This is a genomic window from Vibrio albus, assembly GCF_003144035.1.
GTDB lineage: Bacteria > Pseudomonadota > Gammaproteobacteria > Enterobacterales > Vibrionaceae > Vibrio > Vibrio albus.
The window spans coordinates 187,625-203,367 of sequence record NZ_QFWT01000002.1 but is presented as its reverse complement, the minus strand read 5'-3'; the positions used below and the strand labels follow the sequence as shown (position 1 = coordinate 203,367).

Annotated in this window: 17 protein-coding genes; 9 read left to right on the top strand and 8 right to left on the bottom strand. The window is 47.0% G+C overall.

Going from position 1 to position 15,743, the window contains the following annotated elements; all coding sequences use genetic code 11:
• Positions 1-5 precede the first annotated feature (5 nt).
• The gene (locus DI392_RS04545) at positions 6-761 is read right to left on the bottom strand and encodes a Nif3-like dinuclear metal center hexameric protein (protein WP_109318722.1); all 756 of its coding nucleotides are present in this window, start codon (positions 759-761) and stop codon (positions 6-8) included.
• Positions 762-845: 84 nt separating this feature from the next.
• Here DI392_RS04545 and DI392_RS04540 point away from each other — a divergent pair, with 84 nt between their 5' ends.
• The 4 genes from DI392_RS04540 (at position 846) to DI392_RS04525 (ending at position 5,181) form a co-directional block, all read left to right on the top strand.
• Positions 846-1,613, top strand: a complete 768-nt coding sequence (locus DI392_RS04540) for a DUF1853 family protein (protein ID WP_181388358.1) — start codon at positions 846-848, stop codon at positions 1,611-1,613.
• Positions 1,614-1,691: 78 nt separating this feature from the next.
• Positions 1,692-2,774: a DNA polymerase IV gene (gene dinB, locus DI392_RS04535; RefSeq protein WP_281259818.1), complete on the top strand. Its 1,083-nt coding sequence runs from the start codon at positions 1,692-1,694 to the stop codon at positions 2,772-2,774.
• 92 nt (positions 2,775-2,866) lie between these two features.
• Complete coding sequence (locus DI392_RS04530) at positions 2,867-3,604, top strand: DUF2884 family protein (RefSeq protein WP_109318720.1); 738 nt, start codon at positions 2,867-2,869, stop codon at positions 3,602-3,604.
• Positions 3,605-3,822: 218 nt separating this feature from the next.
• Positions 3,823-5,181, top strand: a complete 1,359-nt coding sequence (locus DI392_RS04525; RefSeq protein WP_109318719.1) for a sodium-dependent transporter — start codon at positions 3,823-3,825, stop codon at positions 5,179-5,181.
• A gap of 140 nt (positions 5,182-5,321) precedes the next feature.
• On the opposite strand, the gene DI392_RS04520 is transcribed toward DI392_RS04525, so the two are convergent.
• From DI392_RS04520 to tsaA, 4 genes are all read right to left on the bottom strand, one after another.
• Complete coding sequence (locus DI392_RS04520; RefSeq protein WP_109318718.1) at positions 5,322-5,513, bottom strand: DUF4250 domain-containing protein; 192 nt, start codon at positions 5,511-5,513, stop codon at positions 5,322-5,324.
• Positions 5,514-5,531: 18 nt separating this feature from the next.
• The gene (locus DI392_RS04515; RefSeq protein WP_109318717.1) at positions 5,532-5,735 is read right to left on the bottom strand and encodes a YaeP family protein; all 204 of its coding nucleotides are present in this window, start codon (positions 5,733-5,735) and stop codon (positions 5,532-5,534) included.
• A 212-nt stretch (positions 5,736-5,947) separates the two neighbouring features.
• Positions 5,948-7,663: a proline--tRNA ligase gene (locus tag DI392_RS04510; protein WP_109318716.1), complete on the bottom strand. Its 1,716-nt coding sequence runs from the start codon at positions 7,661-7,663 to the stop codon at positions 5,948-5,950.
• 91 nt (positions 7,664-7,754) lie between these two features.
• Positions 7,755-8,453, bottom strand: coding sequence for a tRNA (N6-threonylcarbamoyladenosine(37)-N6)-methyltransferase TrmO (gene tsaA / locus DI392_RS04505; protein ID WP_109318715.1), 699 nt, complete (start codon positions 8,451-8,453; stop codon positions 7,755-7,757).
• Between the two features lie 117 nt (positions 8,454-8,570).
• On the opposite strand from tsaA, the gene ykgO reads away from it, so the two are divergent.
• A complete protein-coding gene (ykgO, locus tag DI392_RS04500; protein ID WP_100801252.1) occupies positions 8,571-8,708 on the top strand; it encodes a type B 50S ribosomal protein L36 in 138 nt (45 codons plus the stop codon).
• 72 nt (positions 8,709-8,780) lie between these two features.
• Positions 8,781-9,437, top strand: a complete 657-nt coding sequence (locus DI392_RS04495; RefSeq protein ID WP_109318714.1) for a PilZ domain-containing protein — start codon at positions 8,781-8,783, stop codon at positions 9,435-9,437.
• A gap of 44 nt (positions 9,438-9,481) precedes the next feature.
• Here the strand turns inward: DI392_RS04495 and DI392_RS04490 are convergent, their stop codons facing one another.
• The 3 genes from DI392_RS04490 to metN are packed head-to-tail and all read right to left on the bottom strand — an operon-like array spanning position 9,482 to position 12,049.
• Complete coding sequence (locus DI392_RS04490; protein WP_109318713.1) at positions 9,482-10,291, bottom strand: MetQ/NlpA family lipoprotein; 810 nt, start codon at positions 10,289-10,291, stop codon at positions 9,482-9,484.
• Positions 10,292-10,347: 56 nt separating this feature from the next.
• Positions 10,348-11,025, bottom strand: a complete 678-nt coding sequence (locus tag DI392_RS04485) for a methionine ABC transporter permease (protein ID WP_109318712.1) — start codon at positions 11,023-11,025, stop codon at positions 10,348-10,350.
• Positions 11,015-12,049 carry a methionine ABC transporter ATP-binding protein MetN gene (gene metN / locus DI392_RS04480; protein WP_109318711.1) on the bottom strand — a complete coding sequence of 345 codons (1,035 nt, stop codon included), beginning with the start codon at positions 12,047-12,049 and terminating at the stop codon, positions 11,015-11,017. The genes DI392_RS04485 and metN overlap by 11 nt, the downstream gene beginning before the upstream one ends.
• A 282-nt stretch (positions 12,050-12,331) precedes the next feature.
• On the opposite strand from metN, the gene gmhB reads away from it, so the two are divergent.
• The 3 genes from gmhB to treB all read left to right on the top strand — a co-directional run bounded on the left by gmhB (position 12,332) and on the right by treB (position 15,673).
• On the top strand, positions 12,332-12,883 hold the full coding sequence (gmhB, locus tag DI392_RS04475) for a D-glycero-beta-D-manno-heptose 1,7-bisphosphate 7-phosphatase (protein WP_109318710.1): 552 nt from the start codon (positions 12,332-12,334) through the stop codon (positions 12,881-12,883).
• 16 nt (positions 12,884-12,899) lie between these two features.
• Positions 12,900-13,850: a trehalose operon repressor TreR gene (gene treR, locus DI392_RS04470; protein WP_109318709.1), complete on the top strand. Its 951-nt coding sequence runs from the start codon at positions 12,900-12,902 to the stop codon at positions 13,848-13,850.
• A gap of 398 nt (positions 13,851-14,248) precedes the next feature.
• Positions 14,249-15,673, top strand: coding sequence for a PTS trehalose transporter subunit IIBC (gene treB / locus DI392_RS04465; protein WP_109318708.1), 1,425 nt, complete (start codon positions 14,249-14,251; stop codon positions 15,671-15,673).
• Positions 15,674-15,743: the final 70 nt, after the last annotated feature.

Sequence of the window (15,743 nt, the reverse complement as noted above, 5' to 3'; positions counted from 1 at the left end):
GTCAGTTAAACCGGGTTATCGATATCCACGAACGCCACATCAAAGCCATGCTTGGTGGCCAGCCACTCACCCAGAGCCTTCACACCATAACGTTCTGTTGCGTGGTGTCCTGCGCTGAAAAAGTGTATTTCCTGTTCCCGGGCGCTGTAGGTGGTGCGTTCAGATATCTCTCCAGAGATAAATGCATCCAGCCCTTTTTGTGCTGCCAGTTCGATGTAGTCCTGACCGCCACCGGTGCACCAGCCGATAGTCTGAATGGGTTTGTCTGTTTCCGGAGCGATATGCAAAGGTGTACGGTTTAGGGCTTTTTCAATACGCTCTGTGAGCTCTGTAGCCGTTATCGGTGTTGGGAATGAGCCATAAATAGCAACAGACTGTGGGGTGGGCTCTAATCCGCCTTCCACGCGTATACCCAGTAGTTCAGCCAGTCTGGCGTTGTTACCCAGCTCCGGATGGATATCCAGTGGCAGATGGTAACCGTAAAGGTTGATATCGTTTTGGATCAGGGCCTTGATGCGGGCTCCTTTCATACCACGGATAGGTTGCGGTTCACCTTTCCAGAAATAGCCGTGATGAACTAAAATTGCATCGGCATTCAGTTCTATGGCTTTTTCTATCAAAGCCTTAGAGGCTGTGACACCCGTTATTATTTTTCTGACTTCCCGTCGGCCTTCAACCTGCAATCCGTTCGGGCAGTAATCTTTGATCTGTTCGGGTGACAGTTTATCATTCAGCAGACTTTCCAGTTGCAGGTTATTCATTTTCTATCCTCGGGTATTTCAGTTTCAGACCCAGAAGTGTATACGTTAAGATAGAGAAAGCAATATCACGGGGAAGAGACCATCATGGCAGAAGATCAGTTAAGTCTGTTACAGGCACAAAACAGAATTGCACAGTGGATGACTGAAACCCAGCCTATATTGCTGCCCGGGTCATCCCCTATAACCAGCAACCCTTTTGCTTCTCTGGAGAGCCCGGAAATTGAACCCTTTGAACGAAGTGTCCGGTTGGGGTTTATCTATCAGGATCTCTGTCGCCAGCTTTTTATACAGCATCCGGGGTATGAGATTGTGGCGGAAGAAGTGCAGTTGCAGTCAGGCAAAACCACCATCGGTGCCATAGATTTTTTGCTAAGGCATGAAGATGCCATTGAGCACTGGGAAGTCGCCCTTAAGTTTTATCTTCTGAAAGGTGGCCAATGGTATGGCCCGGACAGCCGGGACCGGCTGGATAAAAAGCTGCACCGGATGCTCACTCATCAACTTAAAATGTCAGAGACAGAAGCGTTTGCCGAGCGGTTTCCTGACGTACAGAAAGTGATCCCTAAACTGCTTATGCAGGGGCGGTTATATCTGAATCCATTTGAAGAGGAACGGGTACCGGAGCAGTGCTGCGGTTATACGCTAAATCCGGATAGTGTTAACGGATACTGGTGCTATCAGCATCAGGCTCATCGTATCGGGGAAGCCTTGTACAAACTGGCAAAACCAGACTGGCTGACCGGTACTGATGAACCTGAAAATATGTTGAATGCCTTTCCTGATTATTCGGTTCACTGTCAGTCTGAGTCCGGTCATTTCTGGATGGTTGTGCCTGAGCACTGGCCGACATAGATTATCGATATTGATATGGATAAATATACAGTATTGATATATGATTCACACGAGTAAACGCTGTTATTTAGACCCCTTGTGCAAAAGACTGACACCCCATCTCAGGTACGTAAGATCATCCACGTTGATATGGACTGCTTTTTTGCGGCTGTAGAAATGCGGGATAACCCGGAATACCGTAACCGCCCTTTGGCGGTTGGTGGAAGTGAAAAGCAGCGTGGCGTGATCAGTACCTGTAACTACGAAGCCCGGCAATATGGCGTGCGCTCTGCAATGCCTACCGGACAGGCTTTGAAGCTTTGTCCTGGCCTTTTAGTGATCCGAGGCCGGATGGAGGTGTACAAAAGCGTGTCCAGACAGATCCGGGCTATTTTCGAACGTTATACCTCTCTGATTGAGCCCCTTTCGCTGGATGAGGCTTATCTGGATGTGACCAACAGTACCCACCTTCATGGTTCTGCGACCTTAATCGCCGAAGCTATCCGGAACGATATCCGTAATGAGCTGAATCTGACTGCATCGGCCGGTGTGGCTCCGGTTAAGTTCCTGGCTAAAGTGGCTTCAGATATGAATAAACCCGATGGGTTGTTTGCTATTCCCCCTCAGGATGTACAGAAGGTGGTGGACAAGCTGCCACTGGAAAAGATTCCCGGGGTAGGGAAGGTGAGTTTAGAAAAACTTCATCAGGCGGGGTTTTATATCTGTGAAGATATTAAAGGCAGTGATTATCGTGAGTTACTGCTGAAATTTGGCCGCTTAGGGGCGTCTTTGTGGAAAAAAAGTCATGGTATTGATGACCGTGAAGTCGAAACTTACCGGGAGAGGAAATCGGTCGGGGTCGAAAGAACGTTCAGCCGTAATATCTTCAGTTATGAAGAGTGCTGGGAAGTGATTGAAAGCCGCCTGTTTCCAGAGCTGGAACTGCGTCTGGAAAAAGCCAGCCCGGACAAAGCGATCATCAAGCAGGGTATTAAGGTGAAATTCTCGGATTTCCAGCAAACCACGATTGAACATGTGCATCACCAGTTGGAACTGGCTTATTTTAGACAGCTATTAAAGGATGTGCTTGAACGGCAGAAAGGGCGGGAGATTCGCTTGCTTGGTCTGAGTGTCATGTTAAAGCCGGAAGATCAAAATAAGCAGCTCAACCTGCAGTGGTAGAGTGAGAATTGACCGAAATCTGTCAAAAGTTTGCAGGAAATCTGATATTGTCAGACGCATTAAACGATGCAGTTTGTTGTCCTGAGGTAAATATGAAAATTGCAGCATTGGTTATGACTCTGGCGTTGAGTTTTGGTGTTCAGGCACAACAGTGCCGGGTTGATATTCAGAATGAAGTCCGCTTGGACGGAGAGCAGGTTGAGATCTATCAGACGGGTTCGCCTAAGGTAATGATTGATGAGGACAATAATGTCTTTATCAACGGCGAAAAGCTGGACCTAGATGCGATGCAGCGGGAAGCAGTAAAGCAGTACCGTGAAAAAATGAATGAATATCTGCCGAAAGCGAAAGAGCTGGCGAAAGACGGGCTTGAAATGGCCAATGATATTCTTGACGATGTGGCTGAGACTATCGGTAACAGTGAAGCGTTCGATAATGTACGCAAAGCGCTGGAAGAGTTCTACCGCAAGCAGGAAGAAAAACATCAGCAGGGAGACGAGTATATTCTGCAGGAAGCCAGTTTTTCTGAAGGGGCTGAAAGCTGGAGTGAGCAGTTTACCGAGATGAAAGAGCTCTTTACCGATGAGTTTCTGTCCAGTGCCTTTGATGTGGTGGCTGAAAATATGAAGCAGGATGGCGGTATTAACTTTACCCAGTTGCAAGACCAGCTGGTGGAACTGCAAGGTAAAATTGAGAAGAGGTTCGGTCAGGACGATATCCAGGATAAAGTAGACAACTATTGTGACTCTCTGGATGATATGGCCGAAGAAGAACAAACGCTTCAGGAAAAAATACCCGAGCTGAAAGATTACCCGGTCTTTCTTATTTAGTCGCCTGTCTGCAAGCGGTTAACACACTACCCTTCCTCTGGTTGAGGTACCTATACCTCAACCATTATTTTCTGACTGAACTGTAAGATAATCTTTACAGAGTAAAATTCTAAAATATTCTCCTTTTGCATAGCGAACATACGGATGCTTATTGTTTATAGCAGTGTTTTTCATTACTGTACTAGCCTGCTAGTTTGTTGTTGTGGTTGTAGAGTATTATGAATCAATCTGATCAGTCGCGGGAAAGTTTTGGTTCCCGTTTAGGTTTTATTCTTGCTGCTGCCGGTGCGGCGGTGGGTCTTGGTAATATCTGGGGATTCCCCACTCAGGCTGCCAGTAATGGTGGTGGCGCTTTTCTGCTGGTTTATCTGGTTATGATTCTGGTCGTCGCGTTTCCCATGTTAGTGGTGGAGATGGCCATTGGACGTCATGGTCAGGCGAACCCTGTCGACAGCATGAAATCCCTGACCAGCCATCCTGTTGGTAAACATATCGGCGGTTTGGTTGGCTGGGTTGGGCTGAGCGTACCGAGTGCTGTGCTGGCCTTTTACAGTATCGTCGGCGGCTGGTTGATCTGCTTTCTGTTTGGCGCGGTCACCGATATTCTGGGCATGGATACGGCAACGGCCTGGCTTAAAGGCTTTAGTGTGGAGCGCAATCTGTTCGGTACCATTTTATTCTATGTGCTGACGGTTCTTATCGTGCAGGGTGGTGTAAAGCAAGGGATTGAAAAATGGTCCACTCGCCTGATGCCGGCTCTGTTTGTCCTGTTTGGTGTCCTGTTTATCTATATTATGTTGCAGGACGGCGCTGTTGAGGGGCTTAAACATTATCTGATCCCGGATTTTTCTAAGGTAATGGACAGAAAACTGATTCTGGCTGCAATGGGGCAGGGCTTCTTCTCCCTGACTATCGGTGGCTGTTCTATGCTGATTTACGGGTCTTATCTGAGTAAGAAAGAGAACCTGCCCAAGATGGCGATGAACGTTACACTGGTGGATACTGCCGTTGCTTTTATCGCGGGTCTGGTGGTGATGCCAGCAATGTTCGTGGCAATGCAAAAAGGGGTGCAGATTTATGCGGAAGATGGTTCACTGCTGAGTTCTGATACGCTGGTCTTTACTGTATTACCGCTGATGTTTGACAGCCTTGGCCTGTTTGGCCAGCTGTTTGCTATTGTGTTCTTTTTACTTCTGGTGATAGCGGCTTTGACATCGTCTATTTCTATGCTGGAGTGCCCGGTGGCCCTGGTGAGTGAACGTTTCAAGACGAAGCGTACGCCAACGTCCTGGGTTCTTGGGGCATTAATCGCGGCGTTTAGTGTGGTAATTGTTTATAACTTTGGTGCGATGTTCGGACTGGTCGTAACGGTTGCGACGCAGTATCTTCAGCCGACAGCGGCATTAATGTTCTGCTTGTTTGGTGGCTGGGTATGGCACCGCCATTCGAAAGTGAAAGAGCTTGAGCTGGGCTTTCCTGAGTTTCAGCAAAGCTGGTTTGGGAAAGTGTGGCCGCTGTATGTGAAGTTTGTCTGTCCGGTACTGGTTGCTACCGTTATCTGGGCGTCGTTTGGGTAATAAAAAAAGAGTACAGAACGCTTCGCTTTCAGAATACAGAGAGGCAATTAAGCTCAAAGCTTCTAGGTTGTATTATCTCAGTATCTAGAAGCGATCTAGTTTCTAGAGGGGCGCTTTAGCGCCCGTTCTGTACGCTCGAATTAACGGAACTGCCCGATATCAGCCAGAAACTCAAAGCCTGCTGTTGCCAGTTTGGCTTCCAGCGCGGCACGGTCGATATCAAAGAATTTCACCAGTTCATTCAGGTCACCATCAAAATCGTCTCTTAGTTTAAGATTAACGATACTCATCAGCATGATGGGATCCATCTTTTCAAAGTTAGCTAAATCCATGGTATTTTCCTTACCGGCTTAATCTTCAAAATCAGAGATTAGCAGATTAGCCGCGGCAAAAGCCGCCTTTTCTCTGACTTCCTGAGGCAGTGAAGTATCTTTAGCAATATCATTCAGTGCTTTCAGTGCACAGGTAATGGCCTGAGGCACATAGCCCTGGTCACCTCCGCCAATCTGAGCATAAAGCTCACGAACCAGATCACAGCAATCATAAATTTTCATAATCTTTTCCATAACAAATGAGAACTTATCGCAATATACACAGGGTCGTGTTTAAAGACAAAATATTCGACTGACCTGACGCAAAAGAATCGCTTGTGTGGTGGAGATCTATACCATTCAGACAACATTTCTGTTCATCAGGCAGGAATTACAGGCAAAAGAAAGGGCTGCCCTTGGCAACCCTTATCTTATATGTTGAACCGCATGCTGACTTAAGCCAGTTGAGTCTTAATATGCTCAACGATATCAGTCATTGAAACCGGAGTTTTTTCACCGCTGCGACGGTTTTTGTATTCGAAGTTACCTTCGTCCATGCTACGGTCACCGATCACAATCGTATGTGGAACACCGATAAGCTCAATGTCTGAGAACATCACACCCGGGCGCTCTTTACGGTCATCGAACAGCACTTCGATACCGGCAGCCGTCAGTTCAGCGTATAGCTTTTCAGCTGCTTCTTTTACGCGCTCAGACTTGTGCATGTTCATTGGCACAATAGCCACCTGGAACGGTGCAATTGCATCTGGCCAGATGATGCCGTATTTGTCGTTGTTCTGTTCAATAGCGGCCGCCACAACACGTGATACACCAATACCGTAACAACCCATCTCCAGAGTTACGCTTTTACCGTCAGGCCCAAGAACGTTACAGTTCATTTTCTCTGAGTAGTTCGTTCCTAACTGGAAGATATGGCCCACTTCGATACCACGTTTCAGCATGATAGTGCCTTTACCACATGGGCTTGGGTCACCTTCCACTACGTTGCGCAGATCTTCAACCTGACCAAGTTCAACATCACGGCCCCAGTTGATACCAAAGTAGTGTTTATCATCAATGTTTGCACCTGCGCCAAAATCGCTCATCACCGCGACACTACGGTCAACAATAAATGGCAATTCCAGACCTACAGGCCCCAGAGAACCCGGGCCGGCACCGATTAGCGCGCGGATTTCTTCTTCCGTTGCCATCTCCAGTGGCGCAGCCACTTCTTTCAGGTTTTCTGCTTTCACTTCATTCAGTTCGTGATCGCCACGGACAATCAATGCAATGATATCGGCATCGACTTCGTCTGATGCTTTTACAAACAGGGTTTTTATTGTCTTTTCGATTGGAAGGCCGTGTTGTTCCACAAGCTCAGCAATGGTTTTGGCGTTAGGAGTATCAACCAGTTCCATTTCCTGAGTGGGTGCTGCCGCTTCAGCTGCTGGGGCAATAGCTTCTGCTTTTTCGATGTTCGCGGCGTAGTCTGATTCAGTAGAGAAGGCGATGAGATCTTCCCCGCTTTCTGCCAGTACATGGAACTCCTGAGAGCCGCTGCCACCGATAGCACCGCTGTCAGCCAATACCGGGCGATAATCCAGTCCCATTCGGTCGAATGCTTTACAGTATGCATCGTGCATCGCGTCATACGTTTTTTGTAGTCCGTCTTTGTCGATATCGAAGCTGTAGGCATCCATCATTGAGAATTCACGTGCACGCATCACACCAAAGCGAGGGCGTCTTTCGTCACGGAATTTAGTCTGGATTTGGTACAGGTTTATCGGAAGCTGTTTGTATGAGTTGACCTCATTACGCACAAGGCTGGTGATCACTTCTTCAGCTGTCGGGCTAAGTACAAACGGACGCATATGGCGGTCAGTAAAGCGAAGCAGTTCTGGACCCATTTTTTCAGAGCGACCTGTCTCTTCCCACAGTTCAAACGGTTGCACAACGGGCATCAAGGTTTCAACAGCACCGCCATTGTTGATTTCTTGACGAACGATGTTTTCGACTTTACGCAGTACGCGCAGACCAGTAGGCAGCCAGGTGTAAAGACCAGAAGCCAGCTTACGGATCATACCTGCACGTAGCATGAGCTGGTGACTCACGATTTCAGCGTCGTTTGGAGTCTCCTTCAGAGTAGAAAGAAGATATTTACTGGTACGCATTTATGGTATCCGTTCATTAGGTTTAAAGAAAACTACTGCGGTTGCAGTAATCAAAAATCAGGGCGCTAATAATAGCAGCCTAACCGGCTTGTCAAAAGCGTTCTATTGCCGTCACGGTAATTAATTCACCGTGATAACGGAATTTTACATTCAAATCGAATAATTTTACTGCATATTCCTTAGCATCTGGTTTCCCTTTTTTATAAGCCGGGCGGGGATCCTGCCCCAGAACTTCTTTGATTACAGCGTAAACCTGTTGTTTGTTGGGGTGGAAGCGAAGCTGTTCAAAGGCCAGCTCAGAAAAAGTGACCTCCATAATGGCGGGCTCTGAGCGGGCAAAACCACCGTGAGCGTCACCAATGACATCGGAGTACGGAATATAGGGTTTGATATCAACAATAGGCGTTCCGTCAACCAGATCTATGCTGCCAAGTTCAAGCCACATCTGATTACCTTTTTGCTGTACGCCTTTGAGTTCGACAGCAGACATACCTATCCCGTTGGGACGAAACGGAGAGCGAGAGGCAAACACACCGACTTTTTTATTACCACCCAAACGGGGAGGGCGGACCATGGGTGTCCAGCCTGCTTCCAGATTCTGATCAAACAGAAACAGCAGCCATAGGTGGCTGAACTGCTCGATACCGCGAACAGCCTCAGGTGAATTGGCCTCACCTGTCAGTTTAAGGCGGGCAGTAGCACTTGGGGCCAGTCCCGGCTGACGGGGTACAGCAAATTTCTCTTTAAACGGCGTTTCTATTATCCCGATAGGGTCGATGTGGTAGCTCATTTCTTTCCTGAGTGATTTGGCGTAGCAACACAATACCACAAAAAACACTTGTCGATGTTTTTGAGAAATATTATCATTATTGTAATGTTATAATATAACTCATTTGGGAAGGTTAATATGAAAGTTCTGAGTTCATTAAAAAGTGCTAAAACCCGTAGCCCGGACTGTCAGGTGGTAAAAAGAAGAGGGCGGGTTTATGTGATCTGCAAGTCCAACCCTCGCTTTAAGGCTGTTCAGGGTAAGAAGAAAAAGTAGCCCGGGTGTAAAGCAATTTTGTGTCCATCACCTAAACTTATCAGAAAGGAAAAGGGTATCAGGTGGGCAGCGATGAGATTAGAAAGCAGTGATGTGCATAATTATCTTCATATCGGCATGAAGGTCTCTGGTGTGATTGAATTCGGGCCTGATGACGAGTACCCCATCCATTGTAGTTTTATTGGAATGAAGGAAGGTCAGTTTCTGATCTTTGAAATCGGCGGTAAAGCGATGGGGGATTTGATTACCCGAAGGCTGAAAAATGTCGACGTGGTGATCCGCGGGTTTGCTGATACGCTGGACGGGCATGTGATTGCTTTTAAAAGCCAGATCCTGTGTGTGAAGCAGCTTGTCACCTGGTTGATGTTTCTTAAGTTTCCCCGTCAGGTTGAATCACGAAAATTAAGAGAAGACCGGCGTTATAAGCTGCGCCTTGATACCCGCGTTGGTGTTGGCGGTAAACGGGTCACCTCTAAAGTGACCGATGTGTCACTGTCCGGCTGTGGGCTGTGTTTTGAAGGGCTGGTGGATCTTGAGGTTGGCGATGAAATTGATATTGAATCCCCTCTGGATCATGTCCCTGAACCGTATCCGAAATGTACTGTGGTAAATGTGCGCAAATATCATGACATGACTTATGTTGGGGTCAGATTCGAGCCTAAAATCGAGGCGGATGATGAATTGAGGTATGAGGTTTTTCGTCAGGTATTTATGAGTCAGACAGAATAAAAGGTTCTGTCTGACTCTTTCAGGTTTATCGTGTCAGGTGCTGATTACCAGCCTTTTACGACACCACCATTAAAGATTTCTGAAGCGGCTTTGTAAACTTCTTCAGTCTGATAAGCTTTTACAAAGTTTTTCACGTTTTCTGCATCTATATTATCTTCACGAGCCACAATCAGGTTTACGTAAGGAGACTCTTTATCTTCCACAAAGACACCGTCTTTTTCCGGAGTCAGGTTGATAGAGCTTGCGTAAGTGGTGTTGATAATAGCCAGTGCCACATCATCCAGAGAGCGAGGCAGTTGTGGTGCTTCCAGCTCTACAATCTCGATGTTTTTCGGGTTTTCAACAATATCACGTACTGTTGCTGTCAGACCTGCGTCGTCAGCCAGTTTGATCAGGCCTTGTGCTTGCAGAAGCAGCAGTGAACGGCCAAGGTTAGTCGGATCGTTTGGTACTGCGATGCGGGCACCATCTTCAATTTGATCAACAGAAGTCACTTGCTTAGAGTAACCAGCGATAGGGTATACGAAAGTGTTACCGGCAATAGCCAGTTTGTAACCACGGTCAGCGATCTGCTGATCAAGGTATGGTTTGTGCTGGAATGCGTTGATATCCACAGAGCCGTCATCGGTTGCAGCATTAGGGGTCACGTAATCTGTAAAAGTGACCAGTTCAACGTCAAGATCATATTTTTCTTTGGCAATTTTAGCGGCTACTTCTGCGACCTGAGCTTCCGCTCCTGCAATAACTGCGACTTTGATTTTGCTGGTCTCAGCTGCTTTATCGCCGCAACCAGACAGAATAAGAGCTGACGCTGCTGCCGCGATAGTGAGTAATTTCTTAAGGCTAAATGTCATGTTTATCTCCTTGAGTAACCTTTATTCTCGTTAATTTAATAAGCGATGGTTGTTTGCTATCTGTGGTCAAAACGGCGAACCAAAGCGTCACCGATTGACTGAATAATCTGTACCAATACAATCAGCATCACGACGGTAACGGCCATAACCGCGATGTCGTAACGATGGAATCCGTAACGGATGGCCACATCGCCCAGACCACCACCACCAACGGTTCCCGCCATTGCTGAGTAGCTGACCAGTGTGACCATAGTAATAGTGACAGAGTTTAATATTGTCGGCAGTGCTTCAGGCAGCAGTACCTTAGTAATAATCTGGGTTGGCGTCGCCCCCATTGATTGCGCGGCTTCAACCAATCCTGCCGGAACTTCCAGCAGCGCACCTTCAATAAGGCGGGCGACGAAAGGAATAGCGCCGATAGTCAGTGGAACAATAGCCGCAGTGGTACCGATAAAAGTACCGACCAGGATCTTGGTGACCGGGATAATGGCCACCATCAATACCAGAAACGGTACCGAACGGCCGATATTCACAATGGCACCAAGTATCGTGTTCAGCCGGGGGTTTTCGAGTAGCCCGCCTTTCTTGCTGATATGCAGGATAACGCCAAGCGGAATACCGATAGCGAAGCCGATAATACCGGCGACAGTCACCATATAGATGGTTTCCCAGGCTGCTCCTAAAAGCAGATTGCTGTTATGGCTCAGCCAGTCAGTCATTGTATTAATGGACATAACCCAGTACCTCTACTTTTACGTTATGATCTTTCAGATATTGAATCGCGGCTTCATCGTCTTTTTCATTACCAAACAATTCAGCAACCATCATCCCGAACTTCACCCCACCAGCATAATCCAGATCGGAACTAAGAATGCTCACGTCCAGGTTAAATTTGCGTGAAATCTGGCTCATCAGCGGAGCATCTACGGTGGCACCGGTGAACTCCAGGCGTACCAGAGGGTAACTTCCCTGAGAGCGAGTATCTTTAAGCCTCACCGCATAATCTTCAGGGATAGAGAGATCCAGCGTTGAGCGGATAAATTCATGCGCCAGCTCTGTCTTCGGACGAGCGAAGATCTCACCAACCGTTCCTTTTTCTACCAGTTCACCATCACCAATAATAGCGACTTCATGACAGATGCTTTTTACCACGTCCATTTCATGGGTGATCAGCAGCATCGTGATATTAAGCTGTTTGTTGATTTTCTTTAGCAATTCCAGGATCGACTGAGTCGTTGCCGGATCGAGTGCGCTGGTGGCTTCATCACACAGCAGTACCTTAGGGTCAGACGCCAGTGCCCGGGCAATGGCCACACGCTGCTTCTGACCGCCGCTCAGGTTTGACGGATAAGTATCCCGTTTTTCAGCCAGACCGACCAGATTCAACAGTTCTGACACTTTTTTCTCAATATGCGTTTTCTCAGCACCGGCTAGCTCCAGCGGCAATGCAATATTCTCAAACACTGTCCGGGACGAAAGCAGGTTAAAATGCTGGAAAATCATGCCTATATTACGGCGGGCCTGACACAGCTCAGCATGTGACAGTTTGGTCAGGTCTGTACCATCCACAACGACAGCGCCTGACGTTGGCGCTTCCAGCATATTGACACAACGGATCAGGGTACTTTTACCCGCGCCCGATGAACCAATAACACCGAAAATAGTGCCTTGTGGAATGTGCAGATTGATATCTTTCAGAGCGGGAATTTCCCTTTTGCCCTGATAGAAGATCTTATTAACCTGAGTAATTTCAATCATGTAAAAAACCTATTTTTGGGTCTGCAGACCAAGGAAATATCACGCTTTCTAATTTGATTTACGAAACAGAAAACGATATTAACCACTAATAATAGAATAAAATGTTGATCAACATCTCACTTGGTAGATGATGCTATTGCCTGCGAGATTTTAAGTCAATAGAAATTTTTACGTCTAGACGTCTAAAACCCCATTTTGACCCTTTGAAATTGTAATTTACTATTCCTGACCGTTATAAAGCGTGCGATAATCGGCACTTAACCCGCTTGTGAGGATAGGATTTTGGCTAAACCTGCCGTTTTTTTGGATCGTGATGGTGTAATAAACGTAGACCATGGTTATGTACATGACGAACACGATTTCGAGTTTATTGATGGTGTTTTTGAAGCAACCAGAAAACTTAAGGATATGGGATATCTGCTGGTACTGGTGACCAACCAGTCTGGTGTTGCCCGCGGTATGTTTAGCGAAGAACGTTTTCTTTCTCTGACTGAGTGGATGGACTGGAACTTTATTGATAACGGTGTGGAATTGGATGGTATCTATTACTGTCTGCACCATCCTGAGCATGGTATCGGTGAATACAAACAGGACTGTGATTGTCGTAAGCCAAAACCGGGAATGTTTCTTTCGGCCAGAGATTATCTGAAGATTGATATGGAAAAGTCGGTTATGGTCGGTGATAAAGCCGAAGATCTAATGGCGGCTGAAGCGGCTGGTGTGGGTACTAAAATACTGGTTAGATCCGGTAAGCCGGTTACTGATAAAGGTGAGTCTCTGGCGACGGTTGTGCTCGACAGCATTAAAGACGTTCCGGCATTTTTAGCTAAGTAAGGGGTCGGTTGTCTAAATGGGTAAAAAGCTCACCATTCTTGATATTGCGAAATTGGCCGGAGTGGGTAAATCGACCGTATCTCGTGTTCTCACGGACGATCCGAAGGTTAAACCGGAAACCCGCGCCAGAGTGGAGCAGGTTATTGCCGAGTCTGGTTATATTCCCTCAAAATCGGCTCAGTCTATGCGGGGTGGGCGACAGAAAGTCATTGGCGTCATCATTTCCCGTCTGGATTCCCCTTCAGAGAACCGCGCTGTCAGAGCAATACTACCAACGCTTTATGCTGCTGGTTATGATGTCGTTATTATGGAAAGCCAGTTTGATGTTGAAAAAACCAGTGGGCATTTAGATGTTCTGAAGCGGCGCAGTGTGGATGGTGTCATCCTGTTTGGTTTTACCGGCCTGGAAAGTTGTTCAGTGGAACGCTGGAAAGAAAGAATTATCGTCATTGCTATGGAAGCGGAAGCGGTATCCTCTATAAACTATGATAACCGTGGCGTAATCGTAAGAGCTCTTGAGCATGTTTTTGCCGATAACAAACGCGAAATCGCTTACATTGGAGTCGATCCTGAAGATAAAACCACTGGTGAACTACGTTTGAATGCTTACCTGCAATGGTGTAATGATAAAGCGATTCAGCCGGTTTATCAGACCGGTCAGCTGCATCATGAAAGTGCCTATATGCTGGTGGATAAAGTACTAAAGCCAGAAACCCAGGCGATTGTCTGTGCCAGTGACACCATTGCTCTGGGCGTGATTAAGCGTCTGCAGGAGCTGGGACGTTCAGACGTTTCCGTGACCGGTGTCGGCGGTAACGATCTACTGTCGTTTCTTTTCCCGAATACCTACAGTGTCGACCCCGGTTATAAAACGGCGGGGAAGACCGCAGCTAAACAGCTTATCAAACAGCTTTCCGGTGAAACAGAAAGAGTGCATCTGACTTTAGATCCTGAATCCAGAAACTAGATCGCTGCGCTTCTAGATACTATACATCCCATAAGGATTAAGGTCACTGCGTTTTAAGGCTGAAGGGGCTATCGAAGTTTAGGTTCTGTTGGAAACTGAACGGGTTAACGCCTTAATCCTTTTACCTTTTTCCTATCCACTCAAAATGGTTTCTATACTTTCTTCTAGTTTCTAGTTTCTAGTTTCTAGTTTCTAGTTTCTAGTTTCTAGTTTCTAGTTTCTAGTTTCTAACTTATTGATTTAAAGCGTGTTCCCAAACTTTTCTGTGATCCGACTCAATTAATGGGACTGTTCCCATTTTGTCTTTTCCTCTTTCGGTGCACTATATAATCAGTTTTTGGGACTGTTCCCATTTTTGTCTGTGATAGACTTATATTATCAATAACGGGTAGAGAATTATGAGCAAAATTGCACCAAAAGACGTCCAGCGTCTGATCGAATTGGTGGGCGGCAGCGAGAACATCGCCAGTGTAAGTCACTGTTTAACACGGCTGCGCTTTGTACTGAATGATACGGACAACGCGGATGTTAAAGGTCTGGAAGCGATGAGCCTGGTTAAGGGGTGTTTTACCAATGCCGGTCAGTTTCAGGTAGTGATTGGTACTGAAGTCGATCAGGTCTACAAAATGCTGATCGACATGGCTGGTAAGAAAGCCTCCTCTAAGGATGAAGCGAAACTGGCCGCGCGTCAGAACATGAACCTGCTGGAACGTGGGATTTCCCATTTAGCTGAAATCTTTGTCCCGCTGCTTCCGGCGATTATTACGGGTGGTCTTATCCTTGGCTTCCGCAATGTGATCGGTGATATCAAAATGTTTGACGGTCAGAGCCTGACGCAAATCAGTCAGTTCTGGGCAACCGTACACTCATTCCTGTGGCTGATTGGTGAAGCTATTTTCTTCTTCCTGCCGGTAGGTGTGTGCTGGTCTACGGTGAAAAAGCTCGGTGGTACGCCAATTCTGGGTATTACTCTGGGTGTGACGCTGGTATCTCCACAACTGATGAATGCTTATCTTATCGGTAAACAGGTACCGGAAGCGTGGGACTTCGGTCTGTTTGTCATCGAGAAAGTGGGTTATCAGGCACAGGTGATCCCAGCCATGCTGGCAGGTATCGCGCTGGCCTTTATTGAGACAAATCTGAAGCGAATCGTACCGGCTTATTTGTATCTGGTGATTGTGCCGTTTGTTTCTATTATCTTGTCTGTGATTCTGGCACATGCCCTGATTGGCCCGTTTGGCCGTATGATTGGTGATGGTGTCGCTTTTGCTGCAAAAGCGGCGATGACCGGTGATTTTGCGATACTTGGTTCCATGATCTTTGGTTTCTTCTATGCGCCACTGGTTATTACCGGGGTTCACCACACAACCAACGCCGTGGATTTGCAATTGATGCAGGAAATGGGCGGAACACCTATCTGGCCTCTGATTGCTCTGTCAAATATCGCCCAGGCATCTGCCGTTGTCGGTATTATCCTTATCAGCCGTAAAGATGATGAACGTGAAATCTCTGTTCCGGCAGCTATTTCTGCTTACCTTGGTGTGACTGAACCGGCGATGTACGGTATTAACCTGAAATACAAATTCCCTATGCTATGCGCCATGATTGGTTCTGCTGTTGCAGCCGGTATCTGTGGTAGTGCTGGTGTGATGGCCAACGGTATCGGTGTGGGTGGTCTGCCGGGTATTCTGTCTATTCAGCCTCAGTACTGGGTGGTGTACTCCATTGCGATGCTGGTTGCGATATTGCTTCCTGCCGCACTGACTCTTTTCTTCTATAAACGCGCAAAGTCGAAAGGCGACCTTGAAGTCGCGAGTGCGTAACTCCCCCCAGAGTGGCTGCCTGACAGCCACTCTCTATTTTCCTTTTATTATTTTGTAAGTGAGTAAAAAG

Excerpts from the sequence above, each read along its gene's own strand:
- DI392_RS04545 (WP_109318722.1), bottom strand. The coding sequence starts at position 761 with ATGAATAACCTGCAACTGGAAAGTCTGCTGAATGATAAACTGTCACCC.
- DI392_RS04540 (WP_181388358.1), top strand. The coding sequence starts at position 846 with ATGGCAGAAGATCAGTTAAGTCTGTTACAGGCACAAAACAGAATTGCA.
- DI392_RS04530 (WP_109318720.1), top strand. The coding sequence starts at position 2,867 with ATGAAAATTGCAGCATTGGTTATGACTCTGGCGTTGAGTTTTGGTGTT.
- DI392_RS04525 (WP_109318719.1), top strand. The coding sequence starts at position 3,823 with ATGAATCAATCTGATCAGTCGCGGGAAAGTTTTGGTTCCCGTTTAGGT.
- DI392_RS04520 (WP_109318718.1), bottom strand. The coding sequence starts at position 5,513 with ATGGATTTAGCTAACTTTGAAAAGATGGATCCCATCATGCTGATGAGT.
- DI392_RS04515 (WP_109318717.1), bottom strand. The coding sequence starts at position 5,735 with ATGAAAATTTATGATTGCTGTGATCTGGTTCGTGAGCTTTATGCTCAG.
- DI392_RS04510 (WP_109318716.1), bottom strand. The coding sequence starts at position 7,663 with ATGCGTACCAGTAAATATCTTCTTTCTACTCTGAAGGAGACTCCAAAC.
- tsaA (WP_109318715.1), bottom strand. The coding sequence starts at position 8,453 with ATGAGCTACCACATCGACCCTATCGGGATAATAGAAACGCCGTTTAAA.
- ykgO (WP_100801252.1), top strand. The coding sequence starts at position 8,571 with ATGAAAGTTCTGAGTTCATTAAAAAGTGCTAAAACCCGTAGCCCGGAC.
- DI392_RS04495 (WP_109318714.1), top strand. The coding sequence starts at position 8,781 with ATGAGATTAGAAAGCAGTGATGTGCATAATTATCTTCATATCGGCATG.
- DI392_RS04490 (WP_109318713.1), bottom strand. The coding sequence starts at position 10,291 with ATGACATTTAGCCTTAAGAAATTACTCACTATCGCGGCAGCAGCGTCA.
- DI392_RS04485 (WP_109318712.1), bottom strand. The coding sequence starts at position 11,025 with ATGTCCATTAATACAATGACTGACTGGCTGAGCCATAACAGCAATCTG.
- metN (WP_109318711.1), bottom strand. The coding sequence starts at position 12,049 with ATGATTGAAATTACTCAGGTTAATAAGATCTTCTATCAGGGCAAAAGG.
- treR (WP_109318709.1), top strand. The coding sequence starts at position 12,900 with ATGGGTAAAAAGCTCACCATTCTTGATATTGCGAAATTGGCCGGAGTG.
- treB (WP_109318708.1), top strand. The coding sequence starts at position 14,249 with ATGAGCAAAATTGCACCAAAAGACGTCCAGCGTCTGATCGAATTGGTG.